The sequence below is a fragment of the Metamycoplasma hominis ATCC 23114 genome (assembly GCF_000085865.1).
GTDB lineage: Bacteria > Bacillota_I > Bacilli_A > Mycoplasmatales > Metamycoplasmataceae > Metamycoplasma > Metamycoplasma hominis.
In genome coordinates this window covers 372134-393222 of sequence record NC_013511.1, presented here as the reverse complement: position 1 = coordinate 393222, position 21089 = coordinate 372134, and the positions used below count along the sequence as shown (strand labels likewise).

Annotated in this window: 15 protein-coding genes and 2 pseudogenes; 16 read left to right on the top strand and 1 reads right to left on the bottom strand. The window is 26.4% G+C overall.

Going from position 1 to position 21089, the window contains the following annotated elements; all coding sequences use genetic code 4:
- Positions 1–174: 174 nt before the first annotated feature.
- From MHO_RS01860 to MHO_RS01820, 9 genes and pseudogenes are all read left to right on the top strand, one after another.
- Positions 175–1137, top strand: a complete 963-nt coding sequence (locus MHO_RS01860) for a Cof-type HAD-IIB family hydrolase (RefSeq protein WP_012855605.1) — start codon at positions 175–177, stop codon at positions 1135–1137.
- Positions 1130–1828, top strand: a complete 699-nt coding sequence (locus tag MHO_RS05560; protein ID WP_012855604.1) for a ribonuclease HIII — start codon at positions 1130–1132, stop codon at positions 1826–1828. The genes MHO_RS01860 and MHO_RS05560 overlap by 8 nt, the downstream gene beginning before the upstream one ends.
- A gap of 305 nt (positions 1829–2133) precedes the next feature.
- Positions 2134–2475 (top strand): annotated as a pseudogene (locus MHO_RS01850) (putative cysteine peptidase); the annotation flags it as partial.
- Positions 2475–3173: a hypothetical protein gene (locus MHO_RS05555; RefSeq protein ID WP_012855602.1), complete on the top strand. Its 699-nt coding sequence runs from the start codon at positions 2475–2477 to the stop codon at positions 3171–3173. The pseudogene MHO_RS01850 and the gene MHO_RS05555, both read left to right, overlap by 1 nt.
- 65 nt (positions 3174–3238) lie before the next feature.
- Positions 3239–3955 carry a hypothetical protein gene (locus tag MHO_RS05550; protein ID WP_012855601.1) on the top strand — a complete coding sequence of 239 codons (717 nt, stop codon included), beginning with the start codon at positions 3239–3241 and terminating at the stop codon, positions 3953–3955.
- 152 nt (positions 3956–4107) lie between these two features.
- A complete protein-coding gene (locus MHO_RS01835; protein WP_012855600.1) occupies positions 4108–4662 on the top strand; it encodes a DJ-1/PfpI family protein in 555 nt (184 codons plus the stop codon).
- A 193-nt stretch (positions 4663–4855) separates the two neighbouring features.
- Positions 4856–6417, top strand: a pseudogene (locus MHO_RS01830) (type I restriction-modification system subunit M).
- A gap of 2 nt (positions 6418–6419) precedes the next feature.
- Positions 6420–7760 (top strand): restriction endonuclease subunit S, encoded by a 1341-nt coding sequence (locus tag MHO_RS01825; RefSeq protein ID WP_012855599.1) that lies wholly within the window; start codon positions 6420–6422, stop codon positions 7758–7760.
- A complete protein-coding gene (locus MHO_RS01820) occupies positions 7738–8952 on the top strand; it encodes a restriction endonuclease subunit S (protein ID WP_012855598.1) in 1215 nt (404 codons plus the stop codon). The genes MHO_RS01825 and MHO_RS01820 overlap by 23 nt, the downstream gene beginning before the upstream one ends.
- A 43-nt stretch (positions 8953–8995) precedes the next feature.
- On the opposite strand, the gene MHO_RS01815 is transcribed toward MHO_RS01820, so the two are convergent.
- The gene (locus MHO_RS01815; RefSeq protein WP_012855597.1) at positions 8996–10609 is read right to left on the bottom strand and encodes an ABC-F family ATP-binding cassette domain-containing protein; all 1614 of its coding nucleotides are present in this window, start codon (positions 10607–10609) and stop codon (positions 8996–8998) included.
- A 312-nt stretch (positions 10610–10921) separates the two neighbouring features.
- On the opposite strand from MHO_RS01815, the gene mip reads away from it, so the two are divergent.
- The 7 genes from mip to MHO_RS05530 are packed head-to-tail and all read left to right on the top strand — an operon-like array spanning position 10922 to position 21079.
- A complete protein-coding gene (gene mip, locus MHO_RS01805) occupies positions 10922–13348 on the top strand; it encodes an Ig-specific serine endopeptidase MIP (RefSeq protein ID WP_012855596.1) in 2427 nt (808 codons plus the stop codon).
- Between the two features lie 29 nt (positions 13349–13377).
- A complete protein-coding gene (locus MHO_RS01800; RefSeq protein ID WP_012855595.1) occupies positions 13378–15690 on the top strand; it encodes a putative immunoglobulin-blocking virulence protein in 2313 nt (770 codons plus the stop codon).
- Between the two features lie 15 nt (positions 15691–15705).
- The gene (locus MHO_RS05545) at positions 15706–17187 is read left to right on the top strand and encodes an MSC_0624 family F1-like ATPase-associated membrane protein (protein ID WP_012855594.1); all 1482 of its coding nucleotides are present in this window, start codon (positions 15706–15708) and stop codon (positions 17185–17187) included.
- Complete coding sequence (locus MHO_RS01790) at positions 17168–17671, top strand: DUF2714 domain-containing protein (RefSeq protein ID WP_012855593.1); 504 nt, start codon at positions 17168–17170, stop codon at positions 17669–17671. Before MHO_RS05545 ends, MHO_RS01790 begins: the two co-directional genes overlap by 20 nt.
- A 1-nt stretch (position 17672) precedes the next feature.
- Entirely contained in the window at positions 17673–18569 is an 897-nt protein-coding gene (locus tag MHO_RS05540; RefSeq protein WP_012855592.1) for an MSC_0622 family F1-like ATPase gamma subunit, read from the top strand.
- A complete protein-coding gene (locus MHO_RS05535; protein WP_041359617.1) occupies positions 18562–19029 on the top strand; it encodes an MSC_0621 family F1-like ATPase epsilon subunit in 468 nt (155 codons plus the stop codon). Before MHO_RS05540 ends, MHO_RS05535 begins: the two co-directional genes overlap by 8 nt.
- On the top strand, positions 19022–21079 hold the full coding sequence (locus MHO_RS05530; protein WP_012855590.1) for an MSC_0620 family F1-like ATPase-associated subunit: 2058 nt from the start codon (positions 19022–19024) through the stop codon (positions 21077–21079). Before MHO_RS05535 ends, MHO_RS05530 begins: the two co-directional genes overlap by 8 nt.
- The last annotated feature ends 10 nt before the right edge of the window (positions 21080–21089 follow it).

Genomic DNA, 21089 nt, shown 5'->3' with positions numbered 1-21089 from the left:
TTTAAAAAACTCCAAGTAAAAAAACTTGAAGTTTTTTAATTTGCAATAAATTGATTCCGTGTAAATTTTTGCAATAAAACATTGAAAATTGAGATACATTTTTTAGTAATTTTGTTCAAAATGTAGAAGATATAAAAAATATTGTAAAATATTTATATATTATGAAAGGAAATTATGGCATACAACAAAGAATCAAAACAAAGAAGATTTTTATTTGCTATTGATCTAGATGGAACACTATTAGCAGATTCAGCCAATGGCACAGTTCATCCAAAAACAGAAGAAGCAATTAAAAAAGCTGTTGCCCAAGGACACATTGTTTCAATAATTACAGGAAGACCTTGAAGAAGTACATTGCCTGTGTATGAAAAACTTGGACTTAATGCAATTGTAGGTAATTACAATGGTGCTCACATCCACAACCCTGCTGACCCATTCTTTATACCTGCTATTACATATTTGGACTTAAATGAAGTTCTTTATATTTTAGGCGATGAAAAAGTAAAAAAAGAAATTACTAATTATGCAATAGAAGGCCCTGACTGGGTTCAATTAATGCATAGAGATCCTAACCTTGAAAGAGTGTTTGGATTTAACCAAGCAACAAAATTTAGAGAATGTATTAACCTAGAAAAAATCCCACTAAAACCAACCGGAATTGTATTTGATGTTAAACCTGATACAGATGTTTTGGAATTATTGACATATTTAAAAAGACGTTATGGAGATTTAGGAGAATTTTCTTCTTGATCAAAAGGTGAAGGATTAAGCCCAGTATTTGATATTACTTCAATAGGTATTGATAAAGGAAAAGTTATTTCACTAATTATGAGATATTACAACATTGACATTGATGATACTGTTGCAATGGGAGATTCATATAATGATTTAAGCATGTATAATGTTGCTAATGTTTGTGTATCACCTGCAAATGCTGAACCCTTAATTAAAAAGATGTCAACAGTTGTTATGAAGCAAACAAATAAAGAAGGCGCAGTTGGATACTTTATTGATCAATTCCTAAAAAACCCAGAAAAATACATTAAATTAGGTAAAAAGCAAAAGGCCGAACAAAAAAATAATATTAAAACTGTAGGTGCAGATAACTTTTTTAGTAAAGAAGAAGAAATTGAATAAAAACTTAGATGAATTAATTGGCGTTGATGAAACGGGAGTAGGTGATTATTTCAGTCCCGTAATTTCAGTTGCCTGTTATATACCAAAAGATAACATTGAAAAACTAAAACAAATTGGTGTTAAAGACAGCAAAAAACTTTCTGATAAAAGAATAATTGAAATTTTTAATCAAATTGAAAATTTAGTTTATTATCAAAAAACTTGCCTTAGTCAAAGTGGTTATAATAAATTAATTGATGCAGGTATTAATAACAACGAAATAAAAACATTAATTCATAGTAATTCAATAAATATATTAACAAAAAAATTAAACCAGAACATTGATGTTTTTATTGATCAATATACAACTTCATTAGAAGTGTTACAAAAGCATTTCAAAAAATTGCAAGCAATTTCTTGACTAGATTTTAAAAAACCTCAAAATGAAATAATTATTGAAACCAAGGGCGAAGAAAAATCCCTGGCTGTTGCTGCAGCATCAATAATATCAAGAAAATTTTTAATAGATTGAATGCAACAACAAAACAAAAAATATAATTTTGAATTCAAACTTGGTGCAAGCAATAAAATTATTGATTTGGCAGCAAATTTTATTTTGAAATATGGTCAAAAGACATTGCGCGAGGTTGCAAAAGTTTCTTTTAAAACAACAATAAAAGCATTAGAAAAAATAGATAATAAATTAGAATAAGCCTAAACCTATGCAAAAAGCGAAATTATAACTTTTGCATAGGTTTTTTGTCACATTAAATATAACTTTAAGAAAATTGTAGAACTTAAAATAGAGGCATATAAATTCAACTAAACAATTATTTATAAATAAATTGATGATCATTTTTATCAACTAGTTAGGTTGCGCTAAATTTAATATTAAAAAATAAAAAAATAACCGACTATTAATTTTTTTAACTAATTTCATCATTATTTTAAATAAAAAAATATCTTATTTTCTTTGTTTTTTTATAATGAAGGTGTAAACAAAAAAAAGATGATTAGCCAAACTTTTGACCTGTTTATGTTTATCGAAGATCTGCAGGGTGAATAAAACCTTGAAAATGAATTAGAGATGGTTATCCTTGGTTAATATTTGGAACATATATGCCTAATCCAATAAAAAAAGGAAAAATTGGTCATGCAATTGTTGCTTATGGAATGTATGACAATGGAAATAAACCTCTTTGCCATTATGGATGGGGAGGATATTCTCAAGTAATTGTTTCTTCAAGTCTTTCTGGCGAATTATTTTTATTGGGCATGAAACCAAATGGAAAGGTTTATAAAACAAGGAAACATTTTATCAAAAAGGGAATTAAATATTCGGGAAAGGATTTTAAATAATGAAAAAAAATAAATGAAAATTATTAACAATTTTTGGAATTTCTACATTGCCAATATTGCCCTTATTTGTAACCTCTTGCAATAATAGAGAAACTGAATTAAAAAATGCCGAAACAATTATTGGTAATAAAGAAATAGTTTTTAATATGGTTGATATTTTAAATAGCGAAGAAGAATCAGTTTTAAATAACGACGCAACTATTTCTGGCCCATGGCGTAATGATTTTTTTAAAATTGTAATAACATCAAAAAAGAATTTTGATAAATATGAAAAAGATTATTGTGTTTTTGGAAAGATAGATTTTTATGCATATTCCATTTTGTTTTTAATTCCTAAAAAGGTATTATTAGAAACAGGATTTATTGCAAGCGAAGATTTTAATTTAGCAGACTTTTATATTGAAAAACTTAATGTTGCGTTTAATGAACAGCCTAGAAAAATTTCAACAAATTTAAAAAATAAAAAAATATGAATTTATAAATATATGGCCCCGGTGCATAAATTGGATGATAAGAATAGTAAACCCGAGTTGCGCTTTTTTTACATTAAACAATTAACGTTAGATTGCAGTCTAAACAAAAAAAGACTTGAACTTGATGTTCATTTGTGATATGTTCAACACCCAAAAAGCGAATATGATTTTAAAACTGGTCCATATTCAAAATTTAAACTTATTTTTGAAGAGAATACTAAATAAAGATCCTTATGTTTTTTATAAAAAATATAAAAATAAATATTTTAAAATGGAGTCTTAAATAAATAATGAAAAAAAATAAATGAAAATTATTAACAATTTTTGGAATTTCAACATTACCAATTTTGCCGTTATGTGTTACATCTTGCTATAATGAACAAAAACAACATAAAAAAGCTTTGAATATTATTGGAAATAGTAATCTGCATTTTTATATAGAAAATTTATTCAGTGCCAAATCTTATAATTCAGTATTGCAAAGCAATAAAAGTATAGCAGGTCCTTGACGTAATGATTTTTTAGAAATTGCTATAGGGCCAGATTCAAAATGATTTGAATATTGAAAAGACTATTGAATTATAGATGATTTGCTTCTAGAAGATAAAGAATCCAATTCAAAAAAATGTATTTTTTTCTTGATTCCTAGAAAAGTTTTACTTGAAGCAAAATTTATTGATAATGAAAATGTTGATTTAAAAGAAGCATTCTTTAAATATAATTCAGGATATTGGAACTATAAAAAAACTAAAATTTATGCAAATTTGAAAAGTGGCGATATCACAATTAAAAACTTTGAATTAGGTGCTGCAAAAGATTGAAAAGAATTGCCTGGTTTATATATTAATATTCACAAATTAACAATTCATATGAATTCAAATCCTAAAACAATTGAAATGGATTTCAGCTTAAAATATTCAAAATCTAAAGAACATCAACAAAAGATTGAAGGTTTTGAAGATGACTATATTTTTGAATATAAATATATATTCAAAGAAAAAAAGTAATGTTGAAAAAAATATAAAAATTAAAGTGTTAAAAAAATCCACTTGAATTTTTTAAATTTAAAATAATTTATTTAACAAAATAAAAGATTTTTAGTTAAAACTGTCTATTCTTTTTTGTTTAAAAGTATATAATCAAACAAGAGGTGAAAATTATGAATTTATTAGTAATTGTTGAAGAAGGATTTGAAGATACTGAATTAACAGGAACATTAGATTTATTTCATAGAGCAAATAATTTATTTAATAAGACCACATTTTACAATCCTCTAGGAATTGAAGCAACTGGTGCACATAAAATTGTAAAATTGCAAACAACTTCAAATATAAATGTTGATGAATATGATGTTTTATTTATTCCTGGAGGACCCGCTGCTAAAAGTATTAGAAAGAACCAAACATTTTTAAACTTAATAGCTAAGTTTAAAAATCAAAACAAATTAATTATAGCAATATGCGATGCTCCCAATGTTTTATATGAAAATAAGTTTATTGATAGTAAAACTAAATTTAGTTCATTTCCAATAAACGACAGTGTAAAAGAAATATCTAATCGTAGTAAAGAATTAGTATCAATAAGTCCAGATAAGAAATTAATAACAGGAAAATGCGCGGCTGCTGTTTTTGATTTTGGATTAGCTGTTATTGAAGTTTTGGGTGGCAATCAACTTGCTAAATTAGTTCTTCAAGCAATAAAACCTATTGATTAAAAAAATGTTTGATATATTAAAAAAAACTTGCATTTATTGCGAGTTTTTTTTGTATTTTAATTTGTAGAAACATTGTCATTCGTATATTTAAGATTCAAAAGGTTTTTTGAATTTAAAGTGATAATGAACCTTTTTTGGGGTTATTTTTGTAAAATTTATATATAAAAGTTATTTATTACACTGGGGGAAAATTATGGCTATTAATAATCAAGAACGTGACGAATTACATAAAAAAATTTGAGATATAGCAAATAGATTGCGCGGTTCAATTGATGGTTGAGATTTTAAACAATATGTTTTAGGAATTATGTTTTATAGATATATTTCTGAAAATATTGCAACATATGCAAACAAGCGCCAACATCAAGCAGGAATTGAAGACTTTGATTATACAACTTTATCAGATGAAGAAGCATTGACGGGCAAAGATGATTTAATCAATGAAAAAGGATTTTTTATTTTACCATCTGAATTGTTTATTAATGTTGTTAAAAATGCTACAACAAATAATTGTTTAAATGAAACGTTGGACAATATTTTTCAAAATATTGAATCATCAGCAAAAGGTCAACAAAGTGAAAATGATTTTTCAGGTCTATTTAATGACGTTGATGTTAATTCTCAAAAATTAGGTCGTAGTGTTGATGAAAGAAATAAAAAATTAGCAGCAATATTACAAGAAATAGCAGCCATGAAATTAGGCAATTATCAAGATAATTCAATAGATGCCTTTGGCGATGCTTATGAATATTTAATGTCAATGTATGCATCAAATGCCGGAAAATCAGGGGGTGAATATTTTACTCCCCAAGAAGTTTCAGAGCTACTTACTAAAATAGCAGTTTTCAATAAGAAAAAAGTCAATAGAGTGTATGACCCTGCATGCGGATCAGGTTCTTTACTTCTACAAACAATCAAGGTTCTTGGCAAAGAAAACATCAAGGATGGATTTTATGGCCAAGAAGTCAATTTAACAACATATAACTTATGTAGAATAAATATGTTTTTGCATGATATAGGATTTGATAAATTCAATATTTACAACGGCGACACATTGCTATCTCCAAGCCCTGAACATCAACGCAAAGAACCATTTGATGTTATCGTTTCAAATCCTCCTTATTCAATTAAATGAGAAGGCGAAGATAACCCTTTATTAATAAATGACCAAAGATTTTCGCCTGCTGGAATATTAGCTCCAAAAAGCAAGGCCGATTTTGCTTTTATACTTCATAGCCTTTCTTGACTTGCAACTGATGGCGTAGCAGCAATAGTTTGCTTTCCAGGCATTATGTATCGTGGGGGAGCTGAACAAAAAATTAGACAATATTTAGTTGAAAATAACTTCATAGATGCATAATTCAACTCCCAAGCAACTTGTTTTTTGGAACAAGTATTTCAACATGCATAATGGTATTGAAAAAATCAAAAATTGACAACAATATCTTATTTATTGACGCCTCTCAAGAATTTTTAAAAGCAACAAACAACAACAAGCTAACTAGTCAAAATATTAACAATATTATTGATTATTATGGCCAAAGAAAAGACATTTCTTATATTTCAAAATTAGCCAGTGTTGAAGAAATTAAGTCCAATTCATATAATTTATCAGTTAATAGTTACGTTGAAAAACAAGACACTTCAGAAAAAATAGAAATTAATGTCTTAAACTCTCAAATAAAAGAAACAGTTTCCAAGATTGAAACATTGAGAAGCGAAATTGACAAAATAGTTGCTGAATTAGAGGAATAGTTATGAACAAAATAGAAAAGTTAATTAAGGAACTATGTCCTAATGGAGTTGAATATAAAAAAATTGGAGATTTAGGCATTCTATATAATGGATTGTCAGGTAAAAATAAAAATGATTTTTTGAATAACACCAATAAACAATATATTACATATTTAAATATTTTTAATAATTTATCTATTGATATTAAAGGTTTAGAAAAAGTTTCCGTATTAAAAAATGAGAAGCAAAATAGAGTGTTATATGGAGATATTCTTTTTACAACTTCATCCGAATCTGCAAATGAGTGCGGTTACGCTTCAGTAGCTAATGATAAATATTTCGACAATAATGATGTTTATTTAAATAGTTTCTGTTTTGGTTATAGACTATTCAATATCGAAAATTATAATGTAAATTATTTTAAATATTTATTTAAGGATTTAAATATAAGAAAGGAAATAATTAAATGTGTTAATGGAGTAACTAGATTTAATTTATCAAAAGAGCAATTTAAAAGAATTTTAATTCCAATTCCACCTCTTGAAATCCAAAATCAAATTGTTAATATTTTAGACAAGTTCACCGAATTGACCACCGAATTGACCACCGAATTGACCTATAGAGATAAACAATATAATTACTATAGAAATAAATTACTAGACTTTGATAATAATAAAGAATTATTAAACAAGATAATGAATAATCAACAATGCAGTAATAATATAGTTGAATATAAAAAAATTGGAGATTTAGGCATTCTATATAATGGATTGTCAGGTAAAAATAAAAATGATTTTTTGAATAACACCAATAAACAATATATTACATATTTAAATATTTTTAATAATTTATCTATTGATATTAAAAGTTTAGAAAAAGTTTCCGTATTAAAAAATGAGAAGCAAAATAGAGTGTTATATGGAGATATTCTTTTTACAACTTCATCCGAATCTGCAAATGAGTGCGGTTACGCTTCAGTAGCTAATGATAAATATTTCGACAATAATGATGTTTATTTAAATAGTTTCTGTTTTGGTTATAGACTATTCAATATCGAAAATTATAATGTAAATTATTTTAAATATTTATTTAAGGATTTAAATATAAGAAAGGAAATAATTAAATGTGTTAATGGAGTAACTAGATTTAATTTATCAAAAGAGCAATTTAAAAGAATTTTAATTCCAATTCCACCTCTTGAAATCCAAAATAAAATTGTTGAAATTCTTGACAAACTTGAAACATACACCAAAGACATTCAATCTGGCCTTCCTCTTGAAAATGACCAACGTAAAAAACAATACGAATATTATAGAGATAAGTTGTTAGACTTCAAAGACCTTGCGGGGGGGGGTATTAAGTAAAAATTATTTACTGCTTTTAAATGAACTATGAGACAAAATTGTCAATATAGTTGAGTGCCTACCTATATCAAAAATTTTTAGAGAAATAAAAACCGGAAAATTAAACGCAAATGCAGAAACTCCAAATGGAAAATATGCGTTTTGAACATGTGATGAAAGACCAAAATTAATAGATGAATATGCCTTTGATGAAATGGCAATATTAATATCAGGAAATGGAAGCAAAGTAGGTCACGTCAATATTTATAATGGGAAATTTAATGCATACCAAAGAACATATATTTTGTTAAAAATAAACCATTTTGTTCTTTGAAAATACGCTTACTTTTATTTAAAGAGTAACTTAAAAAATTATATTAATGTTTATAAATTAGATTCTGGAATTCCTTACATTACACTTCCGATGTTACAAAATTTTGTTATCCCCATCCCTCACATTTCCATCCAAAATAAAATTGTTGAAATCCTTGACAAACTTGAAACATATACAAAAGACATTCAATCTGGCCTTCCTCTTGAAATTGACCAACGTAAAAAACAATACGAATATTATAGAGATAAGTTGTTAGACTTCAAAGACCTTGCGGGGGGGGTATTAAGTAAAAATTACATATTATTATTAAATGAACTTTATGAAAAGATAATTAACATTATTGAATATAAGAGGATAAATGAAGTAACTATTAATTTAAAAAAGGAAACATTAGAAAAAAATAAATTACTAAATAATGGCAAATATCAAGTAATTAATAGTGGCAAAGAAATATACGGGACATATAACCAATATAATAATGAAGGAAATGCTATAACAATTGCAGCGCGTGGAGCATATGCTGGTTTTATAAATTATATGAATGATAAATTTTGAGCAGGTGGATTATGTTATCCGTATAGAAGTAAAAATGAAACATCTTTTTTAACTAAATATATATACTATTGGCTTAAATATAATGAAGAAAAAATATCAAATGAATTAGTTGCAAAAGGTAGTATTCCTGCATTAAATAAAATCGATATTGATAATTTTTTCATCCCAATCCCTCACATTTCAATTCAAAATAAAATAGTTGAAATCCTTGACAAACTTGAAACATACACCAAAGATATTCAATCTGGCCTTCCTCTTGAAATTGATCAACGTAGAAAACAATACGAATATTATAGAAATAAGCTGCTAAACTTTAAAAAGTAAATAAAAACTCGTAGTTTTAATTACGAGTTTTTTAATTAGTTATTTAATATCCCATTGCTTCTTCATATTCTTCTAAGGTTCCATAGAATAAATAACTTGAAGTAGGTTTTATTTCTAAAATAACTGAGGCACATTCTTTTATCATTGCTCTATTGTATGTTGTGAATATACAACTACTTTTGTAATTTTTAATTGCTTCAATTAAACTATCAATTGATTCACTATCAAGGTGGTCAAGAGGTTGGTCAAAGATTAAAAAGTTACTTTCTTCTAACATTAGTTTAGCCATCATTAATCTAACTTTTTCACCACCGCTAGTTACATTAACATTTTTAAATACGCTATCATTTGAAAATAACATTCTTCCTAAAAATGCTCTCATTCTTGAATCACTATTATCTTTTGTTTCTTGAGTTGTATTATTTAGGGGCCATTTGCTAATTCAATCCATTATTGACATTGGCTCTTTGAAATATTCTAAGTTATTATTTGGGAAGTAATTTGGCTTAATAGTTATTCCTCATTCAACTGTTCCTGATGTTGGTTTACGCTTACCCATAAGTATTTCAAGTAATCTAGTTTTGGCAATGTCATCATTGCCAATAATAACCATTTTTTCTCCAGGGTGGATTGTAAAACTTACATTTTCAAATAAAGTGTCGCCATTGTCATTTACATAAGTTAAATTTTTAACAGTTAATATTTGTTTTCCGGGAGTTCTATTTAAGTTAAATTGGATGAATGGATATTTTCTAGATGAGGGTTTGATTTCGTCAATGACAATTTTATCGAGTAATTTCTTTCTACTTGTAGCTTGTTTTGATTTTGAGGCATTAGCAGAGAATCTGGCAATAAAATCTTTTAATTTTTGGGCAATTTCTTCTTTTTTAAGGTTTTGTTTTTGTTGCATTTCTATTAACAATTGGCTTGATTGTTTTCAAAATGAATAATTTCCAATAAATAATTTAGCTTCAGAATAATCTATGTCAATAATATGCGTGCAAATTGCATCTAAGAAATCACTATCGTGAGAAACAACAATAACAATGTTTGGATAATCCATTAAAAAGTTTTCTAATCACTTAATTGTTTTTAGGTCCAATCTGTTTGTTGGTTCATCCATTACTAAAATATCAGGATTTCCAAACAAAGCCTTTGCCAATAAAACCTTTACTTTTTCATTAGCTTTTAAATCCGACATTTTCATAGTTCATTTTTCAGGTTCAATTCCTAAATTTGATAATAATGTTTGGGCGTCGTTTTCAGCATTTCAACCCCCCATTTCACCAAATTTTTCTTCTAAATGGCTTGCTTTTTCATAATCTTGAATAGTTGCATTTGGATCTTCATAAATTTTAGTTTTTTCAAGATTAATTTGATAAAGTTCTTTATTTCCCATTATTACAACATCAGTTGCAATATAATCGTCGAATTCATTTTGATTTTGTGATAATACACTCATTCTAGCATTTTTTTCTTTAATTATTTGCCCTTCTGATGCTTCAATATCCCCACTTAATATTTTTAAAAAAGTGGATTTTCCAACCCCATTAGCGCCAATAATTCCATATACATTTCCAGGCAAGAATTTTAAGTTAACATTTGTAAATAATTTTTTGTCTGGGAAAACTTTAGCTAAATTGCAAACATCCAACATGCTGCCTCCTCAAATATTAATTTTTAAATTATACATTAAAATGAAAAATTTCATTTTTTAAAGCATATCTTGATATGCATTTATTGTCTTGATTTCAATTAGATCCCTAGAATTTAATATTGATTTTAAAAGGTTTAAAGTAATTTTTTTAAACATTGAAGTATTTTTTTTTTTTTTTAAATTTAATATAGTAAAATTATTGCGAAAAATGGAAATATTTGTTTTTTTAAGATAGGGAAATCAATAAAAAATCAAAGGAAATTTAGTTCCTATTTTTCAAGTTTAAAATTAAAAAACAAGGAAGGTATAAGGTTGAAAAAATCCAAATTAATAATATCATTATTAATAGCAGCGACATCACTTTCTAGTATGTCTGCTGTAGCTATTTCATGTAAAAATACAAATAAAAAGACTAATAATAATCAAAATGACGAAAAGAAGAATCCTGATGAAAAACCCCAAAATAATCAAGATTCAAAAGGCAACGACAACAAAAATAATAATTCTACAGATGAACTATCAGTTGAAGAACAAAAAACTACCGAATATAAAAAAATAATTTCTGAAGTTTCAAAATTAGCATTAAATGATCCAAGTCAATTATTTGATTTGAAATTCAAAGCTTTTTCAAATCAAAATTCACAAGATTTGCTTCCATCTCAAATTGTTAGAAATTTCAATCAAGGTGTTGAGTTTAAACAAAAAAAATTTAATGATGAAATTGAAATTAAAAAAATAGTCAATGTTTTATATGTACAAACTTCAACCAATTCTGATGATTGATCAGTTGCAAACAAAACCGGTCAATTGAATTTTAATATTACTATTAAAGACAAAAAGACAAACAAAACATTTATTGAAACAATAACTGTAGGAAAATTTAAAACAAATCCTTATGGTTTTGATGAAAATGGAACAATTCCTAATACAGGTTCTGACGCTTTAAGATTGAATAAAAGTGAGTTGGAACAATATCTTGAAGGAAATCAAACAAAAAGATATGAGTTAGATAACAAAAAATATTTAGACATTTTAACTCGTCAACAAGAACAAAAATCAATAAAAGAAATCAGACCCAATTTGGAAGCTTCACAATCTAACATCCAAAAATTTGATGATAAGGCAAAAGAAATTAGTCAAGATTCATATGAATCAGCTGCAAGAAAAGGTTTTACATTGCCAAGCTACGATTCAAAAGGAAATGTAGAAGGCCTTGCTATTAATGAAAACCCAGGAGGACAAGGACCTTCACCTACAGATGCATTTGGTAGAGATCCATATAAAATTACAGGTTTAGCAAGAACATTGCCAAATGAACATTATCGTGACATTGCTTCTCAAACATTTGGAATAAGATTCTTAACTCCTATTGAAGGCGAAGAAAGAAAATTTACTAATACTGCCGGAACAACTTGAATCATGGATTATCAACAAAGAAGTGATGGAAAATATCCAACAAAATGATATTTTGCAACAAATTTACACGTTGCAGATGCATTAAAAAAACTTACAACTTCATTTACACTTCTAAAATTAATGGATAGTGCAAAAATTAAAACAACATTGCGTTTGGCAAATCTTGATGAAAATACATATAGATTTTCATTTACTGGTAAAGATTCTACTAATGTTTCTAATGGAATAAAGACAGTTTATACTGCAAGAGATTTCTTAAATTCAAAACCTTCTGATTATTTAATTAAATCACAAAAAGAAAAGTATAAAGATGTTGAAGAATATGCTGATTTTGCTGTTTTTGAAGTTGACTTTGAAAAATTAACATTGCAAAGCGTTTCTAAAAATGATCTAAGCGAAAATAGCGATATTACTAAAAACTTCAGCAATTTAGATGCCCACGAATTAGCAAAAGTCTTAACAAGTAATTATGCTCAAAATAAAGCAAAACAAATTAAATTCTTGTCGAAATCATATTTATCAAATTATCAAAAAATTGATGTTCCTTTAAAAGCAAATAAAGAAAACAAGGAATGATGAAAGAATTATGATGAACTTTTTGCATTAGGTTATCCAAATTCAACCCAAGATTTCTTTTTAAGAAGATATGTAGATGATGACCAAATTAAAAGAAGAGATGAATTTAATTACAGTTTATGAACAAATTCAGATTATAGATTTTATGATCAATTAGCAGTTGGTGAAAACGAAACCCCTTCATTTCCTCCATCAAAAACAGAAAGAGGAAATTACTTATCTTACAGTTTAGGATATAGAACATTCATTGATAAACCTGGTATTTCTGATGTGTTTTTAGCACAACCAGGTGGAATGAAGCAAGTTCAAGAAGAAAAAGACGGCCAAAAATATCAAAAATCAGTATTTTCATTCTATGAAAGTAGCGATGGCAAAACATATATGCGTATGGGGCTAAATTATATGCCTAAACATTTTGCTCCAGTTGGAGGCGCTTCTGGTACAAGTTTAAGAAATCAAAATAACGAACTTGTTGGAATATTTTATTTATCGAATTTAGGCGCAAAAACCGGCTTAGCAGCTGCTTTTAGATCGGAAGGATTTGACTACAAAGGCTTGTATGGAAATTACAATTTGCCTCAATATGATTTAATTTATGGCGGCGGTAAAGACCAAAAAAATTCATTTAGACAAACATTAAAAGAACTATATAAAAATAATAGCGATTTTAAAACAGCATTATTCCCTGATGGCTTAGGCGATGATAAAGTTCCTAATGAATTTAAATTTACAGAAAATAAAAAATAATCAATAATAAAACTAAAAAAAGTGGTGAAATGAAAAACTTATTAAAGAAAAGAAAAAACAAATTAATTTTAATGACAGCAGGTGTTATTATAGGAGCTTCAATAATTGCTGGGGCTATATTTTATAGTACAAGTTCGCAAAATTATTCTCGTTTTAATACCACCAGCTCAGCAACAGGAAATGATTTTATAAATAAAAGCAACCTAGATTATAAAAATGCGTTGCCTTCAATAAAGGATAACAACTTAAAAGAATTAGAAAAGCCACAACCAATTCCAGCCCCTAAACTAGAACCTGAACCAATCCCAGTTCCGCCTGCTCCAAAACCTAAACCAGAGCCAAAACCCGAACCCAAGCCAGAGCCAAAACCTCAACCTCAACCAACCCCTCCAGCTCCCAAACCAGAGCCAAAACCAAAACCTGAACCCAAGCCTACTACCCCTTCGTCAAAGCCTTCAACTAGAACAACTAAAATTATTCTAAACGGTGTTGAAGTTGAAGCCGAAGTTGAAGATCAAAAGAAACGTGAATATAATCAATATGATATCTTAAATCAACTAACTAATTTAAACCCATACATCAATGATAGTGCTCCAAAAATTAAAAAAGTTAAGGTTACTGAAGAATTGAAACAAGCAGCAGCCCAAGCGGCTACTCAACGTTTAAAAAGAGATGAAAAATACTTCAAAAAAGATCTTGAAGATTATGAAAAAAGTTGAGGGGCAAATTGAATAGATGAAGCCGAAGATTATCTTAAAAGAGAATTTGATCGTGGTTCATTAAGTTACACCGCAAACCAATTATTAAAGTTCCAAAGATTATTTGATTCAGAAAATGTTGTTAATTTCTTAACAGCAGAAGGCAAGGCAAAATATCCAGAAATGAAGCCTAAATTTGAAGGCAGGAAACACTTCAAATATATTTGATTGTATTCTCATTTAGATTTCTCTAAATTTACAAAGATTACTTCTAATGCTGAAAAGCAATTAGCTGAAGGCCTTGCATTAGATCAAGATAACGCCTATGTAAACGAAAAAGGTGAGCTAGATTCATATGCATATTCTCCAGCCAAAGGCTATAATGGTGTTGCAAATAGAATAATAAACGACAATAAAAATAGAAGAGTTTTTGGATATGATAGTATTGAAAATAGAAGCCCATATGGTCTTGCTAATGGCGACTATCCTGGTTGAAAGAAAACTAATGTAACTAAAGAATTTCAAAAATATGGTATTAATGATGGTGATGGTATAACCGTCAATAAATATACTAGAGAAAAAAAAGAAGACGGAAAGGGAAAGATCAATGAAGGTTATATTGTTGATATTGATGCCGATAATCCAGATGGTTATGCAAAAACTAAAAAATTAATTGAAGATTTAAAGGCTAAAAAGGTCAATATTACTGGTTATAGAATTAGAAATATGGGAAAATCTGACTCTAGCCAAAAATTTATGGATATTTTAAAGGCAATTCCTGATGAAATTCAACTACTAGAACTATTTTTCTCAGCAGGTTCTTCAAACACTTCTTCTTTAATTGCGTTAGAAAATAAACACATAAAGGAACTAGGAATTTACACTTTAGGAAATTCGCTATTGGATAAATGATCAATTAACCCTAATGCATTAAGAAAAGTTGAATGAATAAATTCAAACGATTACAATGTTTCTTGAGACTATAAACAAGGCGCTGATATCGCCACAAGAATAACATTTGATACATTGGCCTTTGATCCTGTTGATTACAATGAAAATGCTTCTACTTTACAAGAAAAATTAAAGAGAATTAATGATGGAATGAGAATGGTTTATTGAGTTAGAAATAATGAACCAATATTTGAAGGTGGATTTGGTCCGGGCTTAGAACCAGATCATAAAGAAGATGGTAATAGTTATCCACAAGGCCTAGATTTTACTAGAATACCAAAGATACGTTCTCTGAGGGGATTAGAATTTCATGATAAATTAAAACCAAGTAATTCAAAATCAAGAATGATAAGAAGACTTACTTTATATAATAACAGTGAAGCATTCAATATATCAGGTGAAGAATTAAATGAAGCAGGCTTTAATAGACATATTGTTTCAGGCGAACCTGGTCAAAAAAGCAAGATTTTATTTAGTAATGGAAATTTAACAACAAAAGTAAGAATCACAGGAACTTCATTACTAAATTCAGAAGGAATTGACAACCTTTCGCGTTTATATATGTTTGCAGAACAATTGAAAAAAGAAATAATTGTTGATAATAATGCCTCAGCTTTAAAATCTCAATTAGAAAGTTTGGGATATAGTGTAAAGACCTCTTCTTCTTCTGATTCTGACGGAGAATTTATTTAATAGGAAAATAACAAGATGAAACAAAAACAAATCGATTCGAATAATATAAATCAAAAGTTGATTTATGATGATGAATATTCAATAAAAAATCAGCAGAAAAACAACATTTTCAATAAGGTGTTGAAATACCTTTTGATTGTAATTAGTCTTGTATTTATTACAACTTTATTAATTTTTAGCGAAAAGACACTTTTTGCTAATAAAATGTTGCTTTCTAATTCACTAAATTCATTTTTTGACTTTTCAAGTCCAAGAAATCAACAATTAAACTTTTTAATAATTTATAGATTCTTAATTTTATCCTTTGTTTTATTTTATAGTTTAGTAAAAGGCTTTGCTAATTTATATTGACATAAGGTTACTATTAAAAAATATATTCCATTTTACTTCTTGTATTTATTGCTTTCATTAACTTCTTATACATTATTTTTTAGCTATTTTAAAATTCTTCCAAGCAAATTATTTACAATATCATTTATTTTGATTGCTTTATATATTATTAATTTTAGCTATGAAATATTTAACTTCTTAATTCAAAGAAAAACAAATCCATTGCTTTATAAGAATAAAAATATTTTAATAATTTCTTTAACATTTCAAGGAATCTTAACAATATTATTTGTTGCAATATCATTTGTTTGAATTAATTTAGGAATTAATAAAGACATATTGTTTGTAGGCAATAAATTTTATGAAACAATTAGAGATATTTTAACAATTAAATCTGCTAGCAATTTTGTGATTATTGTATTGACATTTTTAGTTTTAACTACTTTTATAGTATTATCTAATATCAAATTCTTTGCTTTATTGATAAATAAAAAATATGATAAATTCTATTTAAAAAATCAATTACTATTTTTATTAGTATTATTTGGGGCTGTATTTATTTGAATTCTAAGAATTTTTGCATATAAGCATAATAATGAAAACATTTCAATAGGTTCTTCAAAAGCAACATGAATTTACATTTTTCAAAGCGTTTTTGCAATTGTAGTATTTATTGCATATATGGTTGTTTCGTTTCAAAAGCGTTTTGAAATGAAAAGTTCATTTAGATCGTGATTGAATTTAGCAATTGTTCAAATAGTGCTTGCGTTAAGTTTGCTATTGACTACATTATTTAACACCAATAGCATTGTTTCTTTAATCAACGTTGCTGTAACGGCAACAACACAAATAGTAATATTATTTGTGTTTGTTAAACAAAACAAGAATATTTCATTGCTATTATTAATAATAATTAAACTAGCAATAATCTCTTCAATTTTAATCTTTGCAATTATTGGATTTAATTATATTTTAACTGCTGATGGCAATGAAAATTATTTATTTTCAATAATTAAAAGTAGAATGAATATTATTCAAATTATTTTACTTTTAAACTTTAGCATTGCATTTATTATGGCATTATCTTTATTGCTTAAATTTATTTTGGCAATTTATTATATAAGAAAATTAAATAAGGAGAATGAATATGAAAAAGAAAGACAATAACCCATTATTGAGTTATTTTGATGTATTTAAAGAATATAAAGAACACGAGTCCTCACAAGATTTAATTACTTTTGATGAAATGATATCAACAGTATTATTTAACAACAACCTAGGATTTAATTCTCCTATTTATTTAGATTTTATAAGCAAAATTGATTTGGCTTTTAAAAATAAATATGACATTTTACTAAAGGATTTTAACATTACTTTTAATTTGAATTTGAAATTCTCACAAGAGGTATTAGTACCTATAATTACAACAAAAAATTATTCTGCCAATAACGCAATTGATTTAACCACTTCTAGCGATATAAAATACCAAGAATTTTTGAATTCATATAATGCTGAAATAAAAAAACTTTTGGCCCTTAAAAAATCAATTAAGATATTTCCACATGTAATTTTATTTCATTCAGAATTAAAAAATGATTTAGTTTTATTATTTAGTGAAAAAGTAGTAGCAGTTGTTACAAAGGAACAATAACATGCAACTAAAAGATTTAGAGAATAAACGCAAAAGTTTAAACAATATTTCATTAAAAGTAAATAATGAAAAAAATATTTATTTAATAAATATTATGAAACTTAACCAAAGATTAAGCTTTTTTAATAAAAATGCATTGGTATCAAGGCAAATAATTTTGCATTTAAAAGAAATCTACAATATTAAGAATGATATGTTGAGGAGAGAAAGTCACCATAGGTTTAATTTATTTAGAAAAATAAATAGAAACATATTGTGAATTTATTTAACAGAAGAACAAAAATATAGCACCGACTCGTATTCGAGATATGAAAAAACTATTCTAAGTAATATAAAAAAATCTAATAATGAGTTCATTTTAATTGGCAAAAATGCAATTAAATTTGGTCAAGATAATAACCTACAAGTATTGCAATCTTATGGAAATTCAAATATTGAAAATTTGGCAGAAAAATTAACCAAAATAGTAATGATCTTGTATGAATATGAAAATTACGAAGAAGTCAATTTCGTAGTTAACTCCAATAAAAATTTTAATCAATATTTTACAATTTTGCCAATGTCTAAATTCTCGTTTGAAAAATTTCCTTTAAATGAAAGCAATAATAATTTATATGACATAGATTTTAAAAAAGCAAAAATATATCCTAATATTAATGATTTTATTAATTCTCAAATTAATTGTTATTTATTAAACACTATAAATATGTTAATATCTGAATCTGCATTTTATAAAGCAAAAATAGGTTTAGTTTCAACTAATACAATTTTAAAAGATTTAGACGAAAGTATTCTTAAACTTAAAAAGCAAATATCAAGAGCAAAAAGTGAATTACAAATTGAGGAACTAAATTTATTGACTAAAAAAGACCCTGATGAAGGTGATATTTATGAATAATTTATATAAAATTGAATTACTTTTTTTAGAAAATAAGAAGCTAAATATTGAAAAAGGCTTAGTTTATATTAATGTCAATGAAGAAAATACATGAGAACAAATAGCAAATACATCAATTGCTTCTTATGAAAACCTTTTACTAAAAATTATTGATATTTCAAAACAAAACGAAACCTTCTTTGTTTTTTTAAAAAACTCAAATATTGTTGTAAATAATAATATAGCTACAATTTCAACATTAACCCAACCTCATTTTTATATAAAATCGCTCAATAAAGTCAATTTAGTTAAAGCAATAGCTGAACTTTCAGACGAAATTAAATTTTGAAAGGCTAAACAACAATTAGGCTTAAAGTTAGAAGAATTTTTAAAATTAGAAGTTCTTGAAGAAAAATATTACTTGTTATCTTTGAGACAAGAATTAAATTTAATTGAAAAAGATAGGATTAACAATGAATAAAAAGAAAATCTTATTATTATCATCATTTGCAACAGTTCCTTTATTATCTCCAATAGTAGTTTCGGCAGCGCCAAACAATGATCCAAATAATAAAAAACCTGAGTTAGATCCAAATTTTGGTGAATTTGAAAGTGAAGCTAAAAAAACAATTGCTTCAACAATAGAAGATGGTTTAAAAGCAATAATCAATTATTTGCAAGTTCAACAACAAAGGTTGCTAGAAAATAAAGAATTAGAATTTAAATTAAAAATTCAACAATTAATTTATTTAAAAAATTTAGAAACATTTCTAACAAAAAATAAAGAAGAGATTCAAAAAAATCCTAATAAGTATGGAATTTATTTAAATACTCCCCTAATATTAGGAAAAGAAAAAAACCATGATTTGCAAGATATTGATTACGAAGGCGATTTATTTAAATCAATAAAAACTGGTAAATCCGATCCATTAGATTATAAAAAAGCAATTTTGCCAAAAGGAAGTGTTAAAGAAGTTGCTAAAGATCAATTAAATACTGTTAAAAAAGATAAGTATTCTCAATTTTTAAAGAAATATAAATCTGATTTCTTAAAAGAAGTCAATAAGTTATTTTTTAATGAAAAAGATGTTTTAAATATTGACAAAGATGTTGAACTAATTAGGGATAAAAATGGAGTATTTTCTACCACCTTGCCAAAAGGCTTTAAAAGTTGAGATGAATATTTTATTTCAAAGTTTAAAGTAAGAATTACAAAGTTTGATTTAAAACAAAATCAAGAAACAAACGAAGCTGAACAAAAAGAAGAAAAAAATCCTGATTCTTTGCCCGATTTAAAACCATTGGTTGATGGTGATAAAACAAGCCACTTAACAAAAGAACAAGAAAAAAATTTAATTCAATCATTGCCCCTTTTGGTTCCGTTTATATCAAGCAACAATTTGCCTTCTTCATTAAGTCAAATTAAAAGCCAATTTGATTCATTAGATGCAAGCAAACGTCAAGAATTATTTTATTTCAATAACCCGATAAACACTCGCTATAAATATTCTGTTTTTTCATTTGATATTAGTGGCAATGATATTATTAATTTAAAAGTACATATTTCAGATAATATAAATCCTAAGTTAGAAAGAACATATTTAATTGAAAAATATACTCCGTCACAAGACAAATATTTTAATCTGTTAAAAGAAACTGAAATAAAATCAATTTCAGAAATATTTAAGCCATTATACAAAGGTTTAGGCTTAGATGAAAAGTTAGATTACAATAAGCTAAGAAATGGATATTTAAGAAAAGCATTGCTTGCAATGATTGACTCGGCGTTACAAATGTCATTTAAGGCTGATAAAGATTCATATAGTGCAATTAGCAATAAAATATTGCAAAAATATTGAGTTAAATTGCAAGGAGATAAAACAAATACAAAAAAACAACTTGAAGAGTTTAGTAAAACAATTCGTTATACATTTTTTTCTTATTTAAATAGTCTAGTAGTAAATAATATATACTTTTGAACTACAATAGCAAAGGCATATAATCTTGTACAATTGCAATTTAGTGAAGCGCTTAAATTCAATGAAAAATTCATTAAAACAAATTTAGCAGAAATCAAAGGCAATGAGAATGTTTTAAGAGAATTATTCTTATTAAATAAACAATTAAACTACAAATTTACCGCTTTAATTAGCCAAAGAGATTTCAACCAAGAAAAATGATATTCTGATTACCTTGAACTATTGTCTGGTATAAAACATAATTTTGACTTATTATCAAATTTAGCAAGTAATATTTCAATAAAAGCTAATAAAGAAGAAAAAGAAAATTTCAATAAAGCTTATTTAGAAGCAGTCAATGTTTTAAATAAAAATTATCTTGAACAAAAGAAGATTATTAAAAAACTAGGGACTTCTTTTATAGTTATTTCTTTAATCATAATAATTACAAACATAATAATTTTTGCATTGTTAAAAAACTTAAAATTAAAGAAAAAGGTAATTATTATCAATAGTGTAATACTAGCGATCGCATTACTAATATTAATAATTGGAGGGCTATTATTTATATAGTTAGAAGGAG